The sequence below is a fragment of the Streptomyces sp. NPDC015346 genome, assembly GCF_043078785.1.
GTDB lineage: Bacteria > Actinomycetota > Actinomycetes > Streptomycetales > Streptomycetaceae > Streptomyces.
The window spans coordinates 418,339-436,687 of the sequence record NZ_JBIBTW010000007.1 but is presented as its reverse complement, the minus strand read 5'-3'; the positions used below and the strand labels follow the sequence as shown (position 1 = coordinate 436,687).

Sequence of the window (18,349 nt, the reverse complement as noted above, 5' to 3'; positions counted from 1 at the left end):
GCACCCACCCCCACGGGTGACAACCGCTTTCCCGACCTGCGGGTTCATCACGTTCCGGCAGGGGCCGTCGCACAGCCGGCCTCGGACCTCGTAAGGTCTTCCCCGTGTTGGAGGAGATGCGGATACGGTCGCTCGGGGTCATCGACGACGCGGTCGTCGAGCTGTCGCCCGGTTTCACCGCGGTGACGGGCGAGACCGGTGCGGGCAAGACCATGGTCGTGACCAGCCTCGGGCTGCTGCTCGGCGGGCGGGCCGATCCGGCCCTGGTGCGGATCGGCGCGGCGTCCGCCGTCGTCGAGGGGCGGATCAGCGTGCCCGCCGGCGCCCCCGCCGCCGTACGGGCCGAGGAGGCGGGCGCCGAGCTGGACGACGGCGCCCTGCTCGTCAGCCGGACGATCTCGGCCGAGGGGCGCTCGCGGGCCCATCTCGGCGGGCGCTCCGTGCCCGTCGGGCTGCTCGCCGAGCTCGCCGACGAACTCGTCGCCGTCCACGGCCAGACCGACCAGCAGGGCCTGCTCAAGCCGGCCCGGCAGCGCGGGGCCCTCGACCGGTACGCGGGTGACGCCGTCGCCGTACCGCTGGCCGCCTACGGGGAGGCGTACCGGCGGCTGCGGGCCGTCGTCGCCGAACTGGACGAGATCACCACGCGGGCGCGGGAACGGGCCCAGGAGGCCGATCTGCTGCGCTTCGGGCTCGGCGAGATCGAGGCCGTCGAGCCCCGGGCCGGCGAGGACGTCGAGCTCGCCGCCGAGGCCGAGCGGCTCGGGCACGCCGAAGCCCTCGCCTCCGCCGCCGCCCTGGCGCACGGGGCGCTCGCCGGGAACCCGGAGGACCCGGAGGCCGTCGACGCGACGACGCTGGTCGCGGGCGCCGGGCGCGCGCTGGAGGCCGTACGGTCGCACGATCCGGCGCTGGCCGCGCTCGCGGACCGGATGGGGGAGATCTCCATCCTCCTCGCCGACGTGGCCGGTGAGCTCGCCGGTTACGCCGACAACCTGGACGCCGATCCGCGGCGGCTCGCCGTCGTCGAGGAGCGGCGCGCGACGCTGACCCAGCTCACCCGGAAGTACGGCGCGGACGTCGCCGCCGTCCTCGCGTGGGCGGAGGAGAGCGCGGCCCGGCTCACCGAGCTGGAGGGCGACGACGACCGGATCGGCGAGCTGACGGCCGAACGGGACGCGCTGCGGGCGGAGCTGTCCGTCCTCGCGCAGGCGCTCACGGACGCCCGTACGGAGGCGGCGGCCCGGTTCGCCGACGCCGTGACCGCCGAACTGGCCTCGCTCGCCATGCCGCACGCGCGCGTGTCCTTCGACATCCGCCAGACCGAGGACCCCGAGGGCGTCGAGGTCGGCGGACGGACGGTGGCCTACGGGCCGTCCGGCGCCGACGAGGTCGAACTGCTCCTCGCCCCGCACCCGGGGGCGCCGCCGCGGCCGATCGCCAAGGGCGCGTCCGGCGGTGAGCTGTCGCGGGTGATGCTCGCGGTGGAGGTCGTCTTCGCCGGTACGGACCCGGTGCCGACGTACCTCTTCGACGAGGTCGACGCGGGCGTCGGCGGCAAGGCGGCCGTGGAGATCGGCCGCCGGCTCGCCAAGCTCGCCAAGTCCGCGCAGGTCGTCGTGGTCACCCACCTTCCGCAGGTCGCGGCCTTCGCGGACCGTCAGCTGCTGGTGGAGAAGACCCACGACGGCTCGGTGACCCGCTCCGGCGTCACCGTCCTGGAGGGCGAGGACCGCGTCCGCGAGCTGTCGCGGATGCTGGCGGGCCAGGAGGACTCGGAGACGGCCCGCGCCCACGCGGAGGAACTCCTGGCGACGGCGCGGGCCGACGCCTGAGGGGACGCCTGAGGGGTCGAGGCCGCCGCCGAGCTGACGCCTGAGGGTCGGGCCCGTCGTCGCCGGGAACGGCCGGTGGCGGGCTCGCCGGCCGCCCGCGTCACCCGTGTGAGTGATCCCGTCCGCCGGGCCGGGGCGGACGACACAGGAACGACACGACAACGAAGCGGCTTCGGTGCCGGAACGTGCGTACGGGCTGGCATCCTTGGGCGCGTGACACAGCTCCGTACGGTCCAAGTGCTGGGCGGCGGCAGCGCGGGCAGCAGCGCTCACGTCAGATCACTCGCCTCGGGGCTGGTGGCCAGGGGCGTGCGGGTGACCGTGTGCGCCCCGGCCGAACTCGATCACGCCTACGACTTCCGCGGCGCCGGCGCGCACTTCGTGCCCGTCCCGCGCCTGGGCGGCCCCGCGACGCTCGCCGCGCTCCGCAACGCCTTCATCGGCGCGGACGTCGTGCACGCCCACGGGCTGCACGCCTCGGTACGGGCCACGCTCGCGCTGGCGGGCGGCGTCCGGGCGCCGGCGCTCGTGACGACCTGGCACACCCGCGGCCACGCGGAGGGGACGCGGGGCGGGCTCGTGCGGCTGCTGGAGCGCAGGAGCGTACGGGCGGCCGACGTGGTGCTCGGCACGTCCTCGGAGCTCGTGGACCGGGCGCGGCGGCGCGGAGCGCGGGACGCCCGGCTCGCCCCGGTCACGGTGCCCGCCTCGCGGGCGCCGGTCTGCCTGCACGACGGCAAGGCGCGGGCCGAACTGGGCGCGGTCGACCGGCCGTTGCTGATGGCGGTCGGCGCTCTGGAGCCCGAGCGGGGGTACGGGATGCTTCTCGACGCCGCACGGGTGTGGCGCGGCCTCGACCCGCAGCCGCTGCTCGTGATCGCGGGGGAGGGGCGCGAACGGGCGGCCCTCCAGCGCCGGATCGACGCCGAGGGGCTCGCGGTCCGGCTGATCGGCCGCCGGGACGACGTGGCGGAGCTGCTGGCGGCGGCGGACGTGGCGGTCCTGACGTCCCGCTGGGAGTCCCGCTCGCTGCTCGCGCAGGAGGCCCTGCGGCTCGGGGTGCCGCTGGTGGCGACGGCGGTGGGCGGTGTGCCCGAACTGGTCGGCGACGCGGCCGAGTTGGTTCCGTGGGGGGACGCGGAGGCGCTGGCGGCGGCGGTGCGGGGCCTGCTGGAGGACGTGGACCGTCGGATGGACCTGGCGGCGGCGGGACGCGTACAGGCGAGGACCTGGCCGACGGAGGACGAGACGATCGCCCACGTCCTGAGCGTGTACGACGAGTTGGCGGGACGCTGAGGGTCCGACGACCGCAGGCAGCCGCAGCCCCGGCAGCCCCGACCCCCCGGCACCGCTGCCGGCCCGGCAAACCCCGACACACCCCCCGCCCGCCCCCTACGAGGTGTGGCGTCGCGCCCGCAGCGCCAGCGACAGCGCGAGCACCGTCTGCGGGTCGTCCAGGTCCGTCCCCAGCAGCTCCGAGATGCGGGCCAGGCGGTTGTAGAGCGTCTGGCGGTTCAGGTGGAGCTCCCGGGCCGTCTCCGCCTTGCGGCCCGCGTGCGCCAGGTAGGTCTCCAGGGTCGGCAGCAGCGGCGGGCGTGACGTGCGGTCGTGGTCGCGGAGGGGGCCGATCGCCCGGTCCACGAAGGCCGGCAGGACGGTGTCGCCGTGGTGGTGCAGGCGCCACAGCAGCAGGTCGATGTCCAGGCGCCGGGCGTCGTACCAGGGCCGGTCCGAAAGGCCCTGCGCCGCCGTCGCCGTCTCCGCCGCGTGGCGCAGGCCGGCGGAGGCCGCCGCCCAGCTTCCCGCGACGCCGACCACGACCACCGGCGGATGCGCTCCGGCGCTCCCCCAGGCTTCGCCCGGGGGTGCCCCCATGAGCCCGGCCCGCTCCACGCCCGCCCGCAGCGCCGCCGCGACCCGGTCGGCCACCGCCGTACGCTCCGTCTCCGACCGCAGCCCGAGGAGGAGCGGGACCCTGCCCTCCACCGGGCGGACACCGAGCAGCACCGGCACCCCCACCGACGACAGCTCCTCCAGGACCGCCCGGGCGAGCAGCGCCCAGTTCCCGGACGGGGAGAGCTCGGAGGCAAGCCGCATCACCACCGGCAACAGCGGCCCGTCGCCCGGCTTGAAGCCCAGGACCCGCGCCTGCGCCGGCGCGTCCTCCGCCGCGATCCGGCCCTCCGCCAGGTCCGTCAGGAAGTCGCCCCGGCCGCGCGCCGCCAGCTCCTCCTCCTGGCGGGCCTGCATGAGGACGACCGCCAGGAGGCCCGCCGCCCGGTCCGCCGCCATCCGGTGGACGGGCGACAGGGGCCCCGAGACCGCAAGGAGCACCAGCCGCGCACGCACCGATCCGCTGCCGGGCCCGCCGCCGCCCGGCACGTCCACGAGGACCGCGCCCGTCGGCGGGCCCGACTCGCGCGCCGCCCGCTGTCCGCGCAGCCCGTCCCAGACCTGCAGCGGGTCCGCGGGGGCCGGGTCCGCGCCCGCCGCGTAGAGCAGCTGGCCCTCCGGGGTCTCCAGGAAGACCGGGTTCGCCGTGAAGTCGGCGAGGATGCGCAGCACCTGTGGCACCCCGCCCCCGCCGAGCAGCGCCTCCGTGCACTGCCGGTGGACCTCCTCCGCCTGCCGCAGCAGGGCGTAGTGCCCGTTGACGATCTCGGTGTGGATCTCCTCCGTCACGGCGACGAAGGGGACCTCTCGGTGCAGCTGCACCAGCGGCAGCCCCGTCGAGCGGGCCGTCTCCACGATCGTCGCCGGCAGCCGCGAGAAACGCGGCCCGAGCTCGACGACCAGCGCCGCGATGCCACGGTCCGCGAGCCGCCGTACGAACGCCCGCTGCTCCGCCGGTCGCGTACCGAGCCCGAGCCCCGTGGTCAGCAGCAGTTCGCCGCCCTTGAGCAGCGACGCGATGTTCGGGACCTCGCCCGCGTGCACCCAGCGCACCGTCCGGTGCAGCCGGTCCGCGCCGGCCACGACCTCCGGGAGCCCGCCGCGCAGTCCGGGCAGCTCCAGCGCCCGCTGCACGGTGATCCCGCCCTGATTGTCCATGGGCCGGACGCTACCTCCGTGGATGTTCCGGCGACATCACCCGACGGTTACGGGACCGGACAGTTCGTCCCCCGCCTGGACAACACGTCGCCCCAATAGGCCGATTGTGCGACCGCATGTCGATTGTGGCGTACGTCACCTCGGAGGATGCTCTCCCGCCATGGCAGAGAACTCCACACCCGGCTCCACCGGATCGAACCCCCGCTCCACCCCCGGCTCCACCCCCGAGGTGCACCGCCTCAAGGCGAACTCGGTCGGGATCGTCGGCGTCGTCTTCATGGCCGTCGCCACCGCCGCCCCGATCACGGCGATGACCGGCAACCTCCCCATCGCCGTCGGCTTCGGCAACGGCACGGGCGCGCCCGCCGGCTATCTCTTCGCGACGCTGGTCCTGACCGTCTTCTCGGTCGGCTACGTCGCCATGGCGAAACGCATCACCGCCGCCGGTGCCTTCTACGGCTACATCTCGCACGGCCTCGGCCGGATCGCGGGCATGGCGTCCGGGATGCTCGCCGTCCTCGCGTACATCGTCTTCGAGGCCTCCATCGTCGGCGTCTTCGCCTACTTCACCCAGACGACGGTCGCCGACCAGCTCGGTGTGGATCTGCCGTGGATCGTGTACGCGGCGGCGATGCTCGCCGTCACCGCCGTCCTCGCCCACTTCGACATCAACCTCACCGCGAAGGCGCTCGGCGTGATGCTGATCGCCGAGATCGCGGTCCTGTTCGCCGTCGCCACCGCCGTGCTGATCGCCGGCGGCGGCCCCGACGGCATCCCCGTCGAGCCCATCAACCCCAAGAACGCCTTCACCGGCGCCTCCGCCGGTCTCGGACTCTTCTTCGCCTTCTGGTCCTGGGTCGGCTTCGAGTCGACCGCGATGTACGGCGAGGAGTCCCGCGACCCCAAGCGGGTGATCCCCAGGGCCACCCTGATCTCCGTCGTCGGCGTCGGCCTCTTCTACATCTACGTCTCCTGGATGACGATCGCGGGCAACGGCCTGGCCGGCTCCGTGAAGCTGTCGTCCTCGGCCACGCCCCTCGACCTCTTCTTCGCCCCCACCCAGTCCTTCATCGGCGCCTGGGCCGTCGACGCCTTCCAGTGGCTGCTGCTCACCGGCTCCTTCGCCTGCGGCATGGCCTTCCACCAGTGCGCCGCGCGCTATCTGTACGCCATCGGCCGCGAGGGCTTCCTCCACCCGGCCCTCGGCCGTACGCACGCCCGGCACGGATCCCCGTACATCGCCTCCTACGTCCAGAGCGCCATCGCCGTCCTCCTCGTCGGCGCCTTCTGGCTCACCGGCCAGGACCCGTACATCCACCTCTACACGCTGCTCGCGATCCTCGGCACGATGGCGATCCTCATCGTCCAGACGCTCTGCTCCTTCGCCGTCATCGGGTACTTCCGCAAGAACCACCCCGAGGACCGCCACTGGTTCAAGACCCTCACCGCGCCTCTGCTCGGCGGCATCGGGATGACCGCCGTCGTCATCCTGCTGATCGTCAACATGGAGACCGCGGCCGGCCTCGCCGCCGACTCGCTCTTCTTCAAGGCGATCCCGTGGATCGTCGGAACGGTTTTCCTCGGCGGCCTCGGCCTCGGTCTCTATCTCAAGGCCAGGCGGCCCGAGCGCTACGACATCATCGGCCGGATCGTCCTGGAGGACGCGACCGAGCGCACCGACGAGCCCACGCGTGCCGACGAGCCCGAGCAGACGGACACCACCCCCGCCGTGTCCCCCCTCTCCCAGAGCTGATCCCTCCCACCCGCAGGAGCTCCCCATGGCCCGCACCAACCCGATGCACCTCCTGAAGAACCTGGCCGCCGAGCACGCCGACGCCCGACGGCTGGGCCTCCCCGTCGCCGAACTGCGAGGGATGAGGGCCGACGAGATCGGCCGGCGCTCCCTCCTCAAGTACGCCGCCGCGGCTGGCCTCACGGCCGGCGCCGTGGCCGCGACCGGGATGCCCGCGACCGCCCGCGCCGCCACCCCCGACCCCAAGGCCAGGGGCACCGCCCGGATCGCCGTCGTCGGCGCCGGGATCTCCGGGCTCACCGCCGCCCTCACCCTCCAGGACGCGGGCCTGAGCCCGGTCCTCTACGAGGCCAACCCCTCCCGCGTCGGCGGCCGCATGTGGACCCAGCGCGGCCACTGGGCGTACGGGCAGACCTCCGAGATCGGCGGCGAGCTGATCGACACCAGCCACAAGAAGATCCTGGAGCTCTGCCGCCGCTTCGACCTGCCCGTGGAGGACTTCCTCGGCGGCGGACCGACGGGCGCCGAGGAGGTCCTCTGGTTCAACGGCACCTACTACCCCCGTCACCAGGCCGACGAGGACTTCAAGGCCGTCTACCAGGCCCTGCACCGCGACCTGTCCGAGGCGGGCGAGGTCAAGTGGAACCAGACCACGCCCACCGGCACGGCACTCGACAACATGTCGATATACGAATGGATCGAGTCCCGGGTCCCCGGCGGGCACACCTCACCGCTGGGCAAGTTCATCGACGTCGCCTACAACGTGGAGTACGGCGCCGAAACCACCGAACAGTCCTCGCTCGCCCTCGTCCTGCTCATGGGCTACCAGACCAATCCGGGCCACTTCAACGTCTGGGGTCTGTCCAACGAGCGCTACCACATCACCGGCGGCAACGACCAGCTCCCGAACGCCATCGCGGGCGCCCTCGCCCCCGGCACCCTGCGCCACGGCTGGTCCCTGACCGCCGTACGCGCCAACGCCGACGGCACCCAGACGCTCACCTTCACCGAGGCCGGCGCCACCCGGACCGTCACCGCGGACCACACGATCCTCTGTCTCCCGCTGCCGATCCTCAAGCAACTCGACCTCAGCCAGGCCGCCTTCGATCCCCTGATGAAGAACCTGCTCCGGGACGCGCGGATGGGGCACTGCACCAAGCTGAACATGCAGTTCGCCACCCGCCCCTGGCGCGGCACCGGCCCCTGGCCGGGCGTCTCGGCCGGCGACTGCTTCACCGACACCGAGGTCCAGCAGACCTGGGACACCACCAAGATCCAGGGCGGGACCGGCGGCATCCTGATCCAGTACGGCGGCGGCACGCTCGCCAAGTCGCTGACGCCCGCCGGGCCCTTCTCCACCGAATCCGACCCGTACGTACGGACGCTCGTCAGCCGGTACCTGACCGGCATCGACGCCTTCTTCCCAGGCACCTCCAAGGCGTACACGGGCCGCGCCCAGCTCTCCGCCTGGCACCGCAACCCGTACACCCTCGGCGCGTACTCCTGCTGGCCGGTCGGCTATCTGCACCGGTACGCGGGGTACGAGGGCACCGCGCAGGGGAACGTCCACATCGGCGGCGAGCACTGCAGCTACGACTTCCAGGGCTTCATGGAAGGCGGCGCCACCGAGGGCGCGCGGGCCGCGCGGGAGGTGATCGACGCCCTGAGGTGACGCCACCCGGCGGGCCGTCAGGCCGGCGCGGCCGGTGCGATGTTGTGGTTGAGGCGGAAGACGTTGTCGGGGTCGTAGGCGGCCTTGACCATGGCCAGGCGCTGGTGGTTCCCGGCGCCGTAGCCGGCGACGACCCGCCGCTCACCCTCGTTGCCGATGAAGTTGAGATAGACGGCATCGATGGACCACGGCCTCGCATCGGCCCGCACGTCCCGCACCCACCGGCGTACGCGGTCGTCGTCGGCCGGGTCCTCCCAGGTCGCGAACGGGTGCACGACCCAGGGCGCGGTCCGCCACGGCACCGGATGGTCCAGCGGTCCGTCCGCCACCGCCCCGCCCATCATGAACAGCACGTGCTGCGTGGTCGTGGGCATCGGGATCCGCGATGCCCGCTCGCAGAAGACGTCCACCGCCTCGTCCGGGAACTCGCTCAGATACTCCGCCGACCAGTAGTTCCGCAGCCCCGGCGGGTCGTCCATCATGCACTGCAGCTCCGCGTACGGAATGTCCGTGACCATCTCGGCCTCGGGCTTCAGCGCCAGCAGCGGCGCCGCGAACTCGCGGACCTCGTCCACCGGGCCCGTGTACGTGAGCAGGGCGCCGCAGACCAGTTCGCCGACGAGGTGCTCGGGGACGAAGGGCGCGGGCGGCGCGGGGAAGTAGACGATGCCGCCGCCCACCTCGTCGGGGGCGACCTCGCCCAGATCGCGGAAGGCGCGCACCGCCTCGGGCGCGGCGCCGGGGAGGAAGAAGAGCATCGCCATGCTCATCGCCGGCAGCTCGTGCAGCCGCAGGGTGAGCGAGGTCGCCACGCCGAAGTTGCCGCCGCCGCCGTGCAGGGCCCAGAACAGCTCCGGGTGGTCGTCGGCGCTCGCCACGACGTGCTTGCCCTCCGCCGTGATCAGATCGACGGCGAGCAGGTTGTCGCAGGCCAGACCGAACTTCCGCTCCAGCCAGCCCGATCCGCCGCCCAGCGTGAAGCCGCCGACGCCCGTGGTCGACGCCCGGCCGCCCGTCGTCGCCACCCCGAAGGGCTGACAGGCCCGGTCCAGGTGGCTCATGGTCGCGCCGCCCTCGACCCGTACGGTCAGGTCCTCCGGGTCGACCACGACCCGGTGCATGCGCCGCAGGTCGACGACCAAGCCGTCGTCGACGGCCGAGGTCCCGGCGACGCTGTGACCGCCCCCGCGCACCGCGATGGGCAGCTCCGTCTCGCGGCCGAAGAGGATCGCGTTGGAGACGTCCGCCTGGGTCTCGCACTGGGCGATGACCGCGGGACGCCGGTCGATCATGGCGTTGTGGAGGGTCCGGGCCTCGTCGTAGCCCGGGTCGCCGGGGACGAGCACCGCACCGGCCAGATCCTCGCGGAGTCCGGCCAGGGCGCTCTCCGGCACACTGCGGGGAGCCATGTGACCCCCCTTTCCGAGGGGGGAGCAGGACCATTTCATCGTATTGCGGTCCACCGCCCCCCGCGTCCCGGCCGTGGGTCCGGCGTCCCCCAGGCCCCGGACTCCTACGCCTCAGCCCCCGTACGCTCCGCTCGCCGTCAGGCGCAGCGCCGTGTCGATCAGCGGAACATGGCTGAACGCCTGCGGGAAGTTGCCCACCTGCCGCTGCAGCCGGGGGTCCCACTCCTCCGCGAGCAGTCCCAGGTCGTTGCGGAGCCCCAGGAGCTTCTCGAAGAGCTTGCGGGCCTCGTCCACCCGCCCGATCATCGCCAGGTCGTCGGCGAGCCAGAACGAGCACGCCAGGAACGCGCCCTCGTCGCCCTCCAGGCCGTCCACGCCCGCCTCCTCACCGGCGGTCGGGTAGCGGAGCACGAAGCCGTCCTCCGTGGACAGCTCCCGCTGGATCGCCTCGATGGTGCCGATGACCCGCTTGTCGTCCGGCGGCAGGAAGCCCATCTGCGGGATCAGCAGCAGGGAGGCGTCCAGCTCCTTGGAGCCGTACGACTGCGTGAAGGTGTTCCGCTCCTTGTCGTAGCCCTTCTCGCAGACGTCCCGGTGGATGTCGTCGCGCAGCTCGCGCCAGCGCTCCAGCGGGCCGTCGGCGTCCCCGGACTCGATCAGCTTGATGGTGCGGTCGACCGCCACCCAGGCCATCACCTTGGAGTGCACGAAGTGCCGGCGCGGGCCGCGGACCTCCCAGATGCCCTCGTCGGGCTGGTCCCAGTGCGTCTCCAGGTACCGGATCAGCTTCAGCTGGAGCAGGGAGGCGTAGTCGTTCCGGGACAGGCCCGTCATGTGCGCCAGGTGCAGGGCCTCGGTGACCTCGCCGTAGACGTCGAGCTGGAGCTGGTTCGCCGCCCCGTTGCCCACCCGTACCGGGCCGGAGTTCTCGTACCCGGGCAGCCAGTCCAGCTCGGCCTCGCCGAGTTCGCGCTCGCCCGCGATCCCGTACATGATCTGCAGGTTCTCCGGGTCGCCCGCGACCGCCCTGAGCAGCCAGTCCCGCCAGGCACGCGCCTCTTCGCGGTAGCCGGTGCGCAGCATCGACGACAGGGTGATCGCGGCGTCGCGCAGCCAGGTGTAGCGGTAGTCCCAGTTCCGGACGCCGCCGATCTCCTCCGGCAGGGAGGTGGTCGGCGCGGCGACGATGCCGCCCGTGGGGGCGTACGTCAGCGCCTTCAGCGTGATCAGGGAGCGGACCACGGCCTCGCGGTACGGCCCGTGGTACGTGCAGTGCTCGACCCACTCCCGCCAGAAGTCGACGGTCGCCTCCAGCGAACCCTCCGGGTCCGGCAGCGGCGGCGGCTCCTTGTGCGAGGGCTGCCAGCTGATCGTGAAGGTGATCCGGTCGCCGGGGGTGACGGTGAACTCGGAGTACGTCGTCAGGTCCTTGCCGTGCGTCTCGACGGCCGTGTCCAGCCACACCGAGTCGGGCCCTGCGACGGCCACCGTGCGGTCGCCGACCTTGTGGACCCACGGCACGACACGGCCGTAGCTGAACCGCATCCGCAGCGCCGAGCTCATCTGCACGCGGCCCGAGACGCCCTCCACGATCCGGATCAGCTGCGGAGCGCCGTCACGCGGGGGCATGAAATCGGTCACCCGGACCGTGCCGCGGGGGGTGTCCCACTCGGATTCCAGGATGAGCGAGTCGCCGCGGTAGCGGCGCCGGTCGGCCGGGGCCGGGGCGGAGCCGTTGGGTACGGCGGGACCCACCCGCCAGAATCCGTGTTCCTCCGTGCCGAGAAGTCCGGCGAAGACGGCGTGTGAATCGAAGCGGGGCAGGCACATCCAGTCGACGCTGCCGTCCCGGCAGACCAGTGCGGCGGTCTGCATGTCTCCGATGAGTGCGTAATCCTCGATGCGCCCGGCCACGTGCTATCTCCAGTCGAACGGCCAACGTCCGCCCCGCGGGGCGCTTCCTACAGATGGTGCCAGCAGTCAAGGGATCGTTGACGAGCTCTTGACTTCCGGTTGACTGGCGGGATGGGTGCCGATGGCCGGTCCGGCTCGGCAGGGAGTGTCCGAGCAGGATACGACGCACCCCGAGCCGGCGCCGCTACGCCCTTGTAACGACGCTGCGCCGAACGGGTGAGACTCGTGTGACCTGTGGTGTCGTCGTCCGGATGCCCGCACCCGCATTCCGGACGCGTTCCGTACGCATTCCGGATGCGTTCCCGGACGCAGGTGGGACGGGGTCCGTATGCGGTCCGTATGCACCCGACTGCCCCGTGTGGCCGGAAGCGGTCTCCCTTCGTCGCTGATACCCTGGTACCCCGTGGACCGGTGGGAAACGGCGAAAGCCGAGGACCCCGAAACCGCAGCGACGGCACCCCCCGATTCTTCCGGAGGGAAGGCCGGTACGCACCTCCAGAACGCGACCACGGGAGCCCCCTCTTGGCGATGCCGCCCAAAACCACGACGACCAAGCACATCTTCGTCACCGGGGGTGTCGCCTCCTCCCTCGGCAAGGGCCTGACCGCCTCCAGCCTGGGTGCGCTCCTCAAGGCGCGGGGCCTGCGGGTCACGATGCAGAAGCTCGACCCGTACCTGAACGTCGACCCCGGCACGATGAACCCCTTCCAGCACGGCGAGGTGTTCGTCACCAACGACGGCGCCGAGACCGACCTGGACATCGGCCACTACGAGCGCTTCCTCGACGTCGACCTCGACGGCTCGGCCAACGTGACCACCGGCCAGGTCTACTCCCAGGTCATCGCCAAGGAGCGGCGCGGCGAGTACCTCGGCGACACGGTCCAGGTCATCCCGCACATCACCAACGAGATCAAGTCCCGGATCCGCCGGATGGCGACCGACGACGTGGACGTGGTCATCACCGAGGTCGGCGGCACGGTCGGAGACATCGAGTCGCTGCCCTTCCTGGAGACCGTCCGCCAGGTCCGTCACGAGGTCGGCCGCGACAACGTCTTCGTCGTGCACATCTCGCTGCTGCCCTACATCGGCCCCTCCGGCGAGCTGAAGACCAAGCCGACCCAGCACTCGGTCGCCGCCCTGCGCAACATCGGTATCCAGCCGGACGCGATCGTCCTGCGCGCCGACCGTGACGTCCCCACCGCCATCAAGCGCAAGATCTCGCTGATGTGCGACGTGGACGAGGCCGCCGTCGTCGCCGCGATCGACGCCAAGTCGATCTACGACATCCCCAAGGTGCTGCACACCGAGGGCCTGGACGCCTACGTCGTGCGCAAGCTCGACCTGCCGTTCCGCGACGTGGACTGGTCGACCTGGGACGACCTGCTCGACCGGGTCCACAACCCGGCGCACGAGGTGACCGTCGCCCTCGTCGGCAAGTACATCGACCTGCCCGACGCGTACCTCTCGATCACCGAGGCCATGCGCGCCGGCGGCTTCGCCAACAAGGCGCGGGTCAAGGTCAAGTGGGTCACCTCCGACGACTGCAAGACGCAGGCCGGCGCCCAGAAGCAGCTCGGTGACGTCGACGCGATCCTGATCCCCGGCGGCTTCGGCGACCGCGGTGTCAACGGCAAGATCGGCGCGATCCAGTACGCCCGCGAGAACAAGGTGCCGCTGCTCGGCATCTGCCTGGGCCTGCAGTGCATCGTGATCGAGGCGGCGCGGAACCTGGCCGACATCCCGGAGGCGAACTCCACCGAGTTCGACGCCGCGACCGCGCACCCCGTCGTCTCCACGATGGAGGAGCAGCTCGCGTTCGTCGAGGGCGCCGGCGACCTGGGCGGAACGATGCGCCTGGGCCTGTACCCGGCGAAGCTCGCCGAGGGCTCGATCGTGCGCGAGGTCTACGACGACCAGCCGTACGTCGAGGAGCGCCACCGCCACCGCTACGAGGTGAACAACGCCTACCGCGGCGAGCTGGAGAAGAAGGCCGGTCTGGTCTTCTCGGGCACCTCGCCCGACAACAAGCTGGTCGAGTACGTCGAGTACCCGCGCGAGGTGCACCCCTACCTCGTGGCGACCCAGGCCCACCCGGAGCTGCGCTCGCGTCCGACGCGTCCGCACCCGCTCTTCGCGGGCCTGGTGAAGGCGGCCGTCGAGCGGCAGCAGGAAGCGCGCAAGACGGGCAAGTAGGCGCAAGCGGTTAACGTTGCCGGGGTACGGGTCCCTCACAGGACCGGTACCCCGGTTGTCGTGTGTGGGAGGACGCAGATGGAGTTGCAGGACACCCCGGAGGAGTGGCGGGTCGTCGCCACGACGACCCCCTTCCAGGGCAACAAGACGAGTGTCCGCACGGACGACGTGGTCATGCCGGACGGCACGGTCGCCCGCCGCGACTACCAGGTCCACCCCGGCTCGGTGGCGGTCGTCGCTCTCGACGACCAGGACCGGGTCCTGCTGCTCAAGCAGTACCGGCACCCGGTGCGGCAGAAGCTCTGGGAGATCCCGGCGGGCCTGCTCGACGTGCCGGGCGAGAACCCGCTGCACGCGGCGGTGCGCGAGCTGTACGAGGAGGCGCACGTCAAGGCCGAGGACTGGCGGGTCCTGACCGACCTCTACACGACGCCGGGCGGCTGCGACGAGGCGGTACGGATCTTCCTGGCGCGGGGCCTTTCGGCGGCCGAGGGCGATCGCTTCGCCGTCGCCGAGGAGGAGGCCGACATGGAACTGGCGCGGGTTCCGCTGGCGGAGCTGGCGCGGGGCGTCCTGGCGGGCCGGCTGCACAACACCTGCCTGGTGGCGGGCGTCCTCTCGGTGCTGGCCGCCCGAGCGGGCGACGGCCTCGACGCCCTCCGCCCCGCCGAGTCCCCCTGGCCGGCCCGCCCCTTCGAGGCGTAGGGGCTGTCCGGGCGACGGGAGCGGCGGGGCTCGTGGCGGGAGCGACGGGGGCGGCGGGGCTCGCGGCGGGGCCGTCGTCCGTACCGCCGGTCTGACGATCGGCTGATCCGATCGGGGGACCTGTGGGTCGTGCTCCGCCGGGTCGGCACCGTGCCCTGAACTACGCTCGGGATCGCCCGTGCGGAGACCCCCGCGGGCTCGGCTCATGCGCAGGTGGACGGGAGTGTGGCCCGTGACGGATCAGGCGGTGGCAGCGGGCGGGGTGCGGAGCTTCTTCGGGCGGCAGCGGGAGCTCAAGGCCCTGCGCGCCGACATCGAACGGACCGGACTCGACACCCTCGCCGGCCACAAGGCCCCCCGCGCACGCGTGCTCCTGATCGCCGGCCGGGCCGGTTCCGGGCGGACGGCTCTCGCCGCCGAGCTCGTCGGCTCTCTCGGCGACGCCTACCCCGACGGGGTGTACCGCGCCCGCCTCACCGAGCCCGGCGGGGACCCCGTCCCCACCGCCCGGGTCGCCCAGGGGCTGCTCAAGGACCTCGGAGTCGCCGAACCCCCCGGCGCCGCCGAGGACGAGCTCACCGAACTGGTCCGCGAGGCCCTCGCCGTACGCCGTACCGTCCTCGTCCTCGACGACGCCGTCGACGCCGAGCAGGTCGACCCGCTGCTTCCCGACAACCCGGACGCCCTCGTCGTCGCCGTGGCCAGAGGCCCCCTCACCGGCATTTCCGACGTCCGCCCGTGCACCCTCGGCGGGCTCGACCCCAAGTCCGCCATCGAACTCCTCACCACCTTCACCGGTTCGGTCCGGGTGACGGTCGACCCCCAGGCCGCCGAGACCCTCGTCGAGGAGTGCGGCGGCCAGCCCGCCGCCGTCGTCCTCGCCGGCGGCTGGCTCGCCACTCGCCCCAAGGCCTCCGTCGCCGACCTCGCCAAGCGGCTGCGCGCCCAGAGCGGCGATCCGCTCTCCCGCGCCTTCCGGGTGGTCCACGACTCCCTGGCCCAGCCCGCCGCCCGGATACTGCGATTCCTCTCCCTCGCGCCCCTCGGCCGCGCCGACGCCCACACCGCCTCCGCGCTGGCCGGCTGCTCCGTCTCGGCGGCCGCGACCACCCTCGCCGGCTTCGTCGGCCTCGGGCTCGTACGGGACGAGGGAACGGGGGAGTACGAAGTGCCCGGCCATCTCGTCCCCCTCCTGCGCGAACAGATGGAGGAGCGCGACCGGCCCGCCGAGGTCCAGCTCGCCCGGGCCCGGATGCTGGAGCGGACCGTACGGCTCCTCCAGTCCTGCCGCGCGGTCACCGAGCCCGAGGGGTCCGCCGCCCGCAAGAAGCTCGCCGGGCTGCCCCGCGCGCTGCGCTTCCCGAGCGTGCCCGCCGCCGCGGAGTGGCTGGACGCCCGCCGGCCCGTCCTGCTCGCCTCCGCGCGGCTCGCCGTCGCCGACGGCGAGCTCGACACCCTGGCCCGCCGCCTGGTCGCCGCCCTCGTCCGGGCCGAGACCGCGCACCGCGGCGCCGAGGCCGCGGCCGCCGACCTGTACGGCCTGCACCGGCTGGTCCTGGACGTGGCCGAGCGGCGCGGGCTGCACCGCGAGCGGGCCGCGGCGCTGCTCAATCTCGCCGATCTGGACGCCAAGACGGGCCGCACCCAGGACGCACTGACCCGCTACCGGGCGGCGCTGGACGCCGGAAAGGCGGCGAACGACCCGTACGCGATCGGCCGCGCGATGGAATCCGTAGGCGGCTCCTACCAGGAGCTGGGGGACTGGCAGCGGGCCGGCGACTGGTACGGCCGGGCCCTCGCCCAGCGCCTCGCCCGCGACGAGCGGGCCGACCAGGCCCGGCTGTACGCACGGCTCGGCGCGGTGCAGACCTACGCGGGCCGCTACGGCGAGGCGCTGCGGAACTGGCGCGCCGCCGCCGCGGGGTACCGGCGGCTGTCCGATCTCCCCGGCTACGCACGGGCGTTGAGCGAAGCCGCCCGGGTCCAGGAGTACGCCGGGCGGCCCGAGGAATCCCTGCGGACCTGCGAGGAGGCGGTCGAGTGGGCCCGGCGCGCGCAGGACGTACGCCTCCAGGCCGCGCTGCAGCTCCGGCTGGCCGACACCCTCGACCGGCTCGGCGACCCGGCCGCCGCACGGCTGCACAGGTCCGCGGCCGAAAGACTGCTTGGAACCGAGGCCTCCGCCTACGAAATCCGCAGTGCTTCTCTCGAAGATTAATGCTTTGCAAGGCTAGACAGAGGGAACTCCTTCATTAGACTGGGTGCGCCGCGTTCGATCGCGGTCTGTCCCGGTGCGCCGCAGTGCGGCCGGGTATGTATCGCATTGCCCCCAGTTATCCCCCTGATTCAAGGACCGTGATCGACGATGAAGGTCGGCATCCCCCGCGAGGTCAAGAACAACGAGTTCCGCGTGGCCATCACCCCTGCGGGTGTCCACGAGCTCGTCCGCAACGGCCACCAGGTCTTCGTCGAGCAGAACGCCGGTGTGGGCTCCTCGATCACGGATGAGGAGTACGTCTCGGCCGGTGCGCAGATCCTGCCCACCGCCGACGAGGTCTGGGCCACGGCCGACCTGCTGCTGAAGGTCAAGGAGCCCATCGCGGAGGAGTACCACCGCCTCCGCAAGGACCAGACCCTCTTCACCTACCTGCACCTCGCCGCCTCCCGCGAGTGCACGGACGCGCTGCTCGCCTCGGGCACCACCGCCATCGCGTACGAGACCGTGGAGACCGCGAACCGCGCGCTGCCGCTGCTCGCCCCGATGTCCGAGGTCGCGGGCCGCCTCGCCCCGCAGGTCGGCGCCTACCACCTGATGCGCTCGGTCGGCGGCCGCGGCGTCCTCCCCGGCGGCGTCCCCGGCACCCACGCCGGCGAGTGCGTCGTCATCGGCGGCGGCGTCTCCGGCTGGAACGCCACCCAGATCGCCGTCGGCATGGGCTTCCACGTGACCCTGCTCGACCGTGACATCAACAAGCTCCGCGAGGCCGACAAGATCTTCGGCACCAAGGTGAAGACGATCGTCTCCAACGCCTTCGAGCTGGAGAAGGCCGTCGTCGAGGCCGACCTCGTCATCGGCGCCGTCCTCATCCCGGGCGCCAAGGCCCCGAAGCTGGTCACCAACGAGCTCGTCGCCAAGATGAAGCCCGGAAGTGTCCTTGTCGACATCGCCATCGACCAGGGCGGCTGCTTCGAGGACTCCCACCCGACCACCCACGCCGAGCCGACCTTCCAGGTCCACAACTCGGTCTTCTACTGCGTCGCCAACATGCCGGGCGCGGTGCCGAACACCTCCACGTACGCCCTCACCAACGCCACGCTGCCCTACATCGTGTCGCTGGCGAACAACGGCTGGGTCGAGGCGCTGCGCCGCGACTCCGCGCTCGCCCTGGGCCTCAACACCCATGACGGCAAGGTCGTTTACAAGGAGGTCGCCGAGGCCCACGGCCTCGACCACCTCGAGCTGAGCAGCCTGCTGGGCTGACCCTCCCCGACGTCGCGTCAACGCGTGCCGTCAACCTCACGCATCCGGCCGGACCTTGTGCACCAAGGTCCGGCCGGATGTGTGTCCGGCCACTTCAGAGGCCTTGTTCAACTCGCCTCGAACGTAACCCTTTAACCGTTTCGCACACCCCCGAAACGTGCGGATGCGTGGCCGCGCACCCTTGACAGAGGGGTGTTCGGTTACCGACACATCGGGCCGGGAACGGCGGATTGTGTTGCTGCGGAGCGGTGACACGCCATAGAGTCGCCAACCGTCGGCATGGTGCCACGCTGACCTATCGATAAATGTTCCTGGCCACATCAAGGAGGTAAGACG

The 18,349-nt window shown here is 72.3% G+C and carries 11 protein-coding genes; 8 read left to right on the top strand and 3 right to left on the bottom strand.

What is annotated here, in order from left to right; translation table 11 throughout:
- The first annotated feature begins 116 nt into the window (after positions 1-116).
- Together recN and ACF06X_RS26410 are read left to right on the top strand one after the other, a co-directional pair.
- Positions 117-1,835, top strand: coding sequence for a DNA repair protein RecN (gene recN / locus ACF06X_RS26415; RefSeq protein ID WP_392289798.1), 1,719 nt, complete (start codon positions 117-119; stop codon positions 1,833-1,835).
- A gap of 213 nt (positions 1,836-2,048) precedes the next feature.
- On the top strand, positions 2,049-3,131 hold the full coding sequence (locus tag ACF06X_RS26410) for a glycosyltransferase family 4 protein (RefSeq protein WP_392289769.1): 1,083 nt from the start codon (positions 2,049-2,051) through the stop codon (positions 3,129-3,131).
- Positions 3,132-3,227: 96 nt separating this feature from the next.
- Here ACF06X_RS26410 and ACF06X_RS26405 read toward each other — a convergent pair whose 3' ends face one another.
- Positions 3,228-4,886, bottom strand: coding sequence for a PucR family transcriptional regulator (locus ACF06X_RS26405; protein WP_392289768.1), 1,659 nt, complete (start codon positions 4,884-4,886; stop codon positions 3,228-3,230).
- 160 nt (positions 4,887-5,046) lie between these two features.
- Between ACF06X_RS26405 and ACF06X_RS26400 the strand changes: the two genes are divergently transcribed.
- Both ACF06X_RS26400 and ACF06X_RS26395 read left to right on the top strand, forming a co-directional pair.
- The gene (locus ACF06X_RS26400; protein WP_392289767.1) at positions 5,047-6,639 is read left to right on the top strand and encodes an APC family permease; all 1,593 of its coding nucleotides are present in this window, start codon (positions 5,047-5,049) and stop codon (positions 6,637-6,639) included.
- A 25-nt stretch (positions 6,640-6,664) separates the two neighbouring features.
- Positions 6,665-8,311 (top strand): flavin monoamine oxidase family protein, encoded by a 1,647-nt coding sequence (locus tag ACF06X_RS26395; RefSeq protein WP_392289766.1) that lies wholly within the window; start codon positions 6,665-6,667, stop codon positions 8,309-8,311.
- A 17-nt stretch (positions 8,312-8,328) separates the two neighbouring features.
- Here ACF06X_RS26395 and ACF06X_RS26390 read toward each other — a convergent pair whose 3' ends face one another.
- Together ACF06X_RS26390 and ACF06X_RS26385 are read right to left on the bottom strand one after the other, a co-directional pair.
- Complete coding sequence (locus ACF06X_RS26390; protein ID WP_392289765.1) at positions 8,329-9,720, bottom strand: FAD-binding oxidoreductase; 1,392 nt, start codon at positions 9,718-9,720, stop codon at positions 8,329-8,331.
- Positions 9,721-9,831: 111 nt separating this feature from the next.
- The gene (locus tag ACF06X_RS26385) at positions 9,832-11,634 is read right to left on the bottom strand and encodes a glycoside hydrolase family 15 protein (protein WP_392289764.1); all 1,803 of its coding nucleotides are present in this window, start codon (positions 11,632-11,634) and stop codon (positions 9,832-9,834) included.
- A 528-nt stretch (positions 11,635-12,162) separates the two neighbouring features.
- Between ACF06X_RS26385 and ACF06X_RS26380 the strand changes: the two genes are divergently transcribed.
- The 4 genes from ACF06X_RS26380 (at position 12,163) to ald (ending at position 18,013) form a co-directional block, all read left to right on the top strand.
- Positions 12,163-13,827: a CTP synthase gene (locus tag ACF06X_RS26380; RefSeq protein WP_392289763.1), complete on the top strand. Its 1,665-nt coding sequence runs from the start codon at positions 12,163-12,165 to the stop codon at positions 13,825-13,827.
- Positions 13,828-13,905: 78 nt separating this feature from the next.
- Positions 13,906-14,532: an NUDIX domain-containing protein gene (locus tag ACF06X_RS26375; RefSeq protein WP_392289762.1), complete on the top strand. Its 627-nt coding sequence runs from the start codon at positions 13,906-13,908 to the stop codon at positions 14,530-14,532.
- A gap of 232 nt (positions 14,533-14,764) precedes the next feature.
- Positions 14,765-16,750 (top strand): tetratricopeptide repeat protein, encoded by a 1,986-nt coding sequence (locus tag ACF06X_RS26370; RefSeq protein WP_392289761.1) that lies wholly within the window; start codon positions 14,765-14,767, stop codon positions 16,748-16,750.
- Between the two features lie 147 nt (positions 16,751-16,897).
- On the top strand, positions 16,898-18,013 hold the full coding sequence (ald, locus tag ACF06X_RS26365) for an alanine dehydrogenase (RefSeq protein WP_392289760.1): 1,116 nt from the start codon (positions 16,898-16,900) through the stop codon (positions 18,011-18,013).
- Positions 18,014-18,349: the final 336 nt, after the last annotated feature.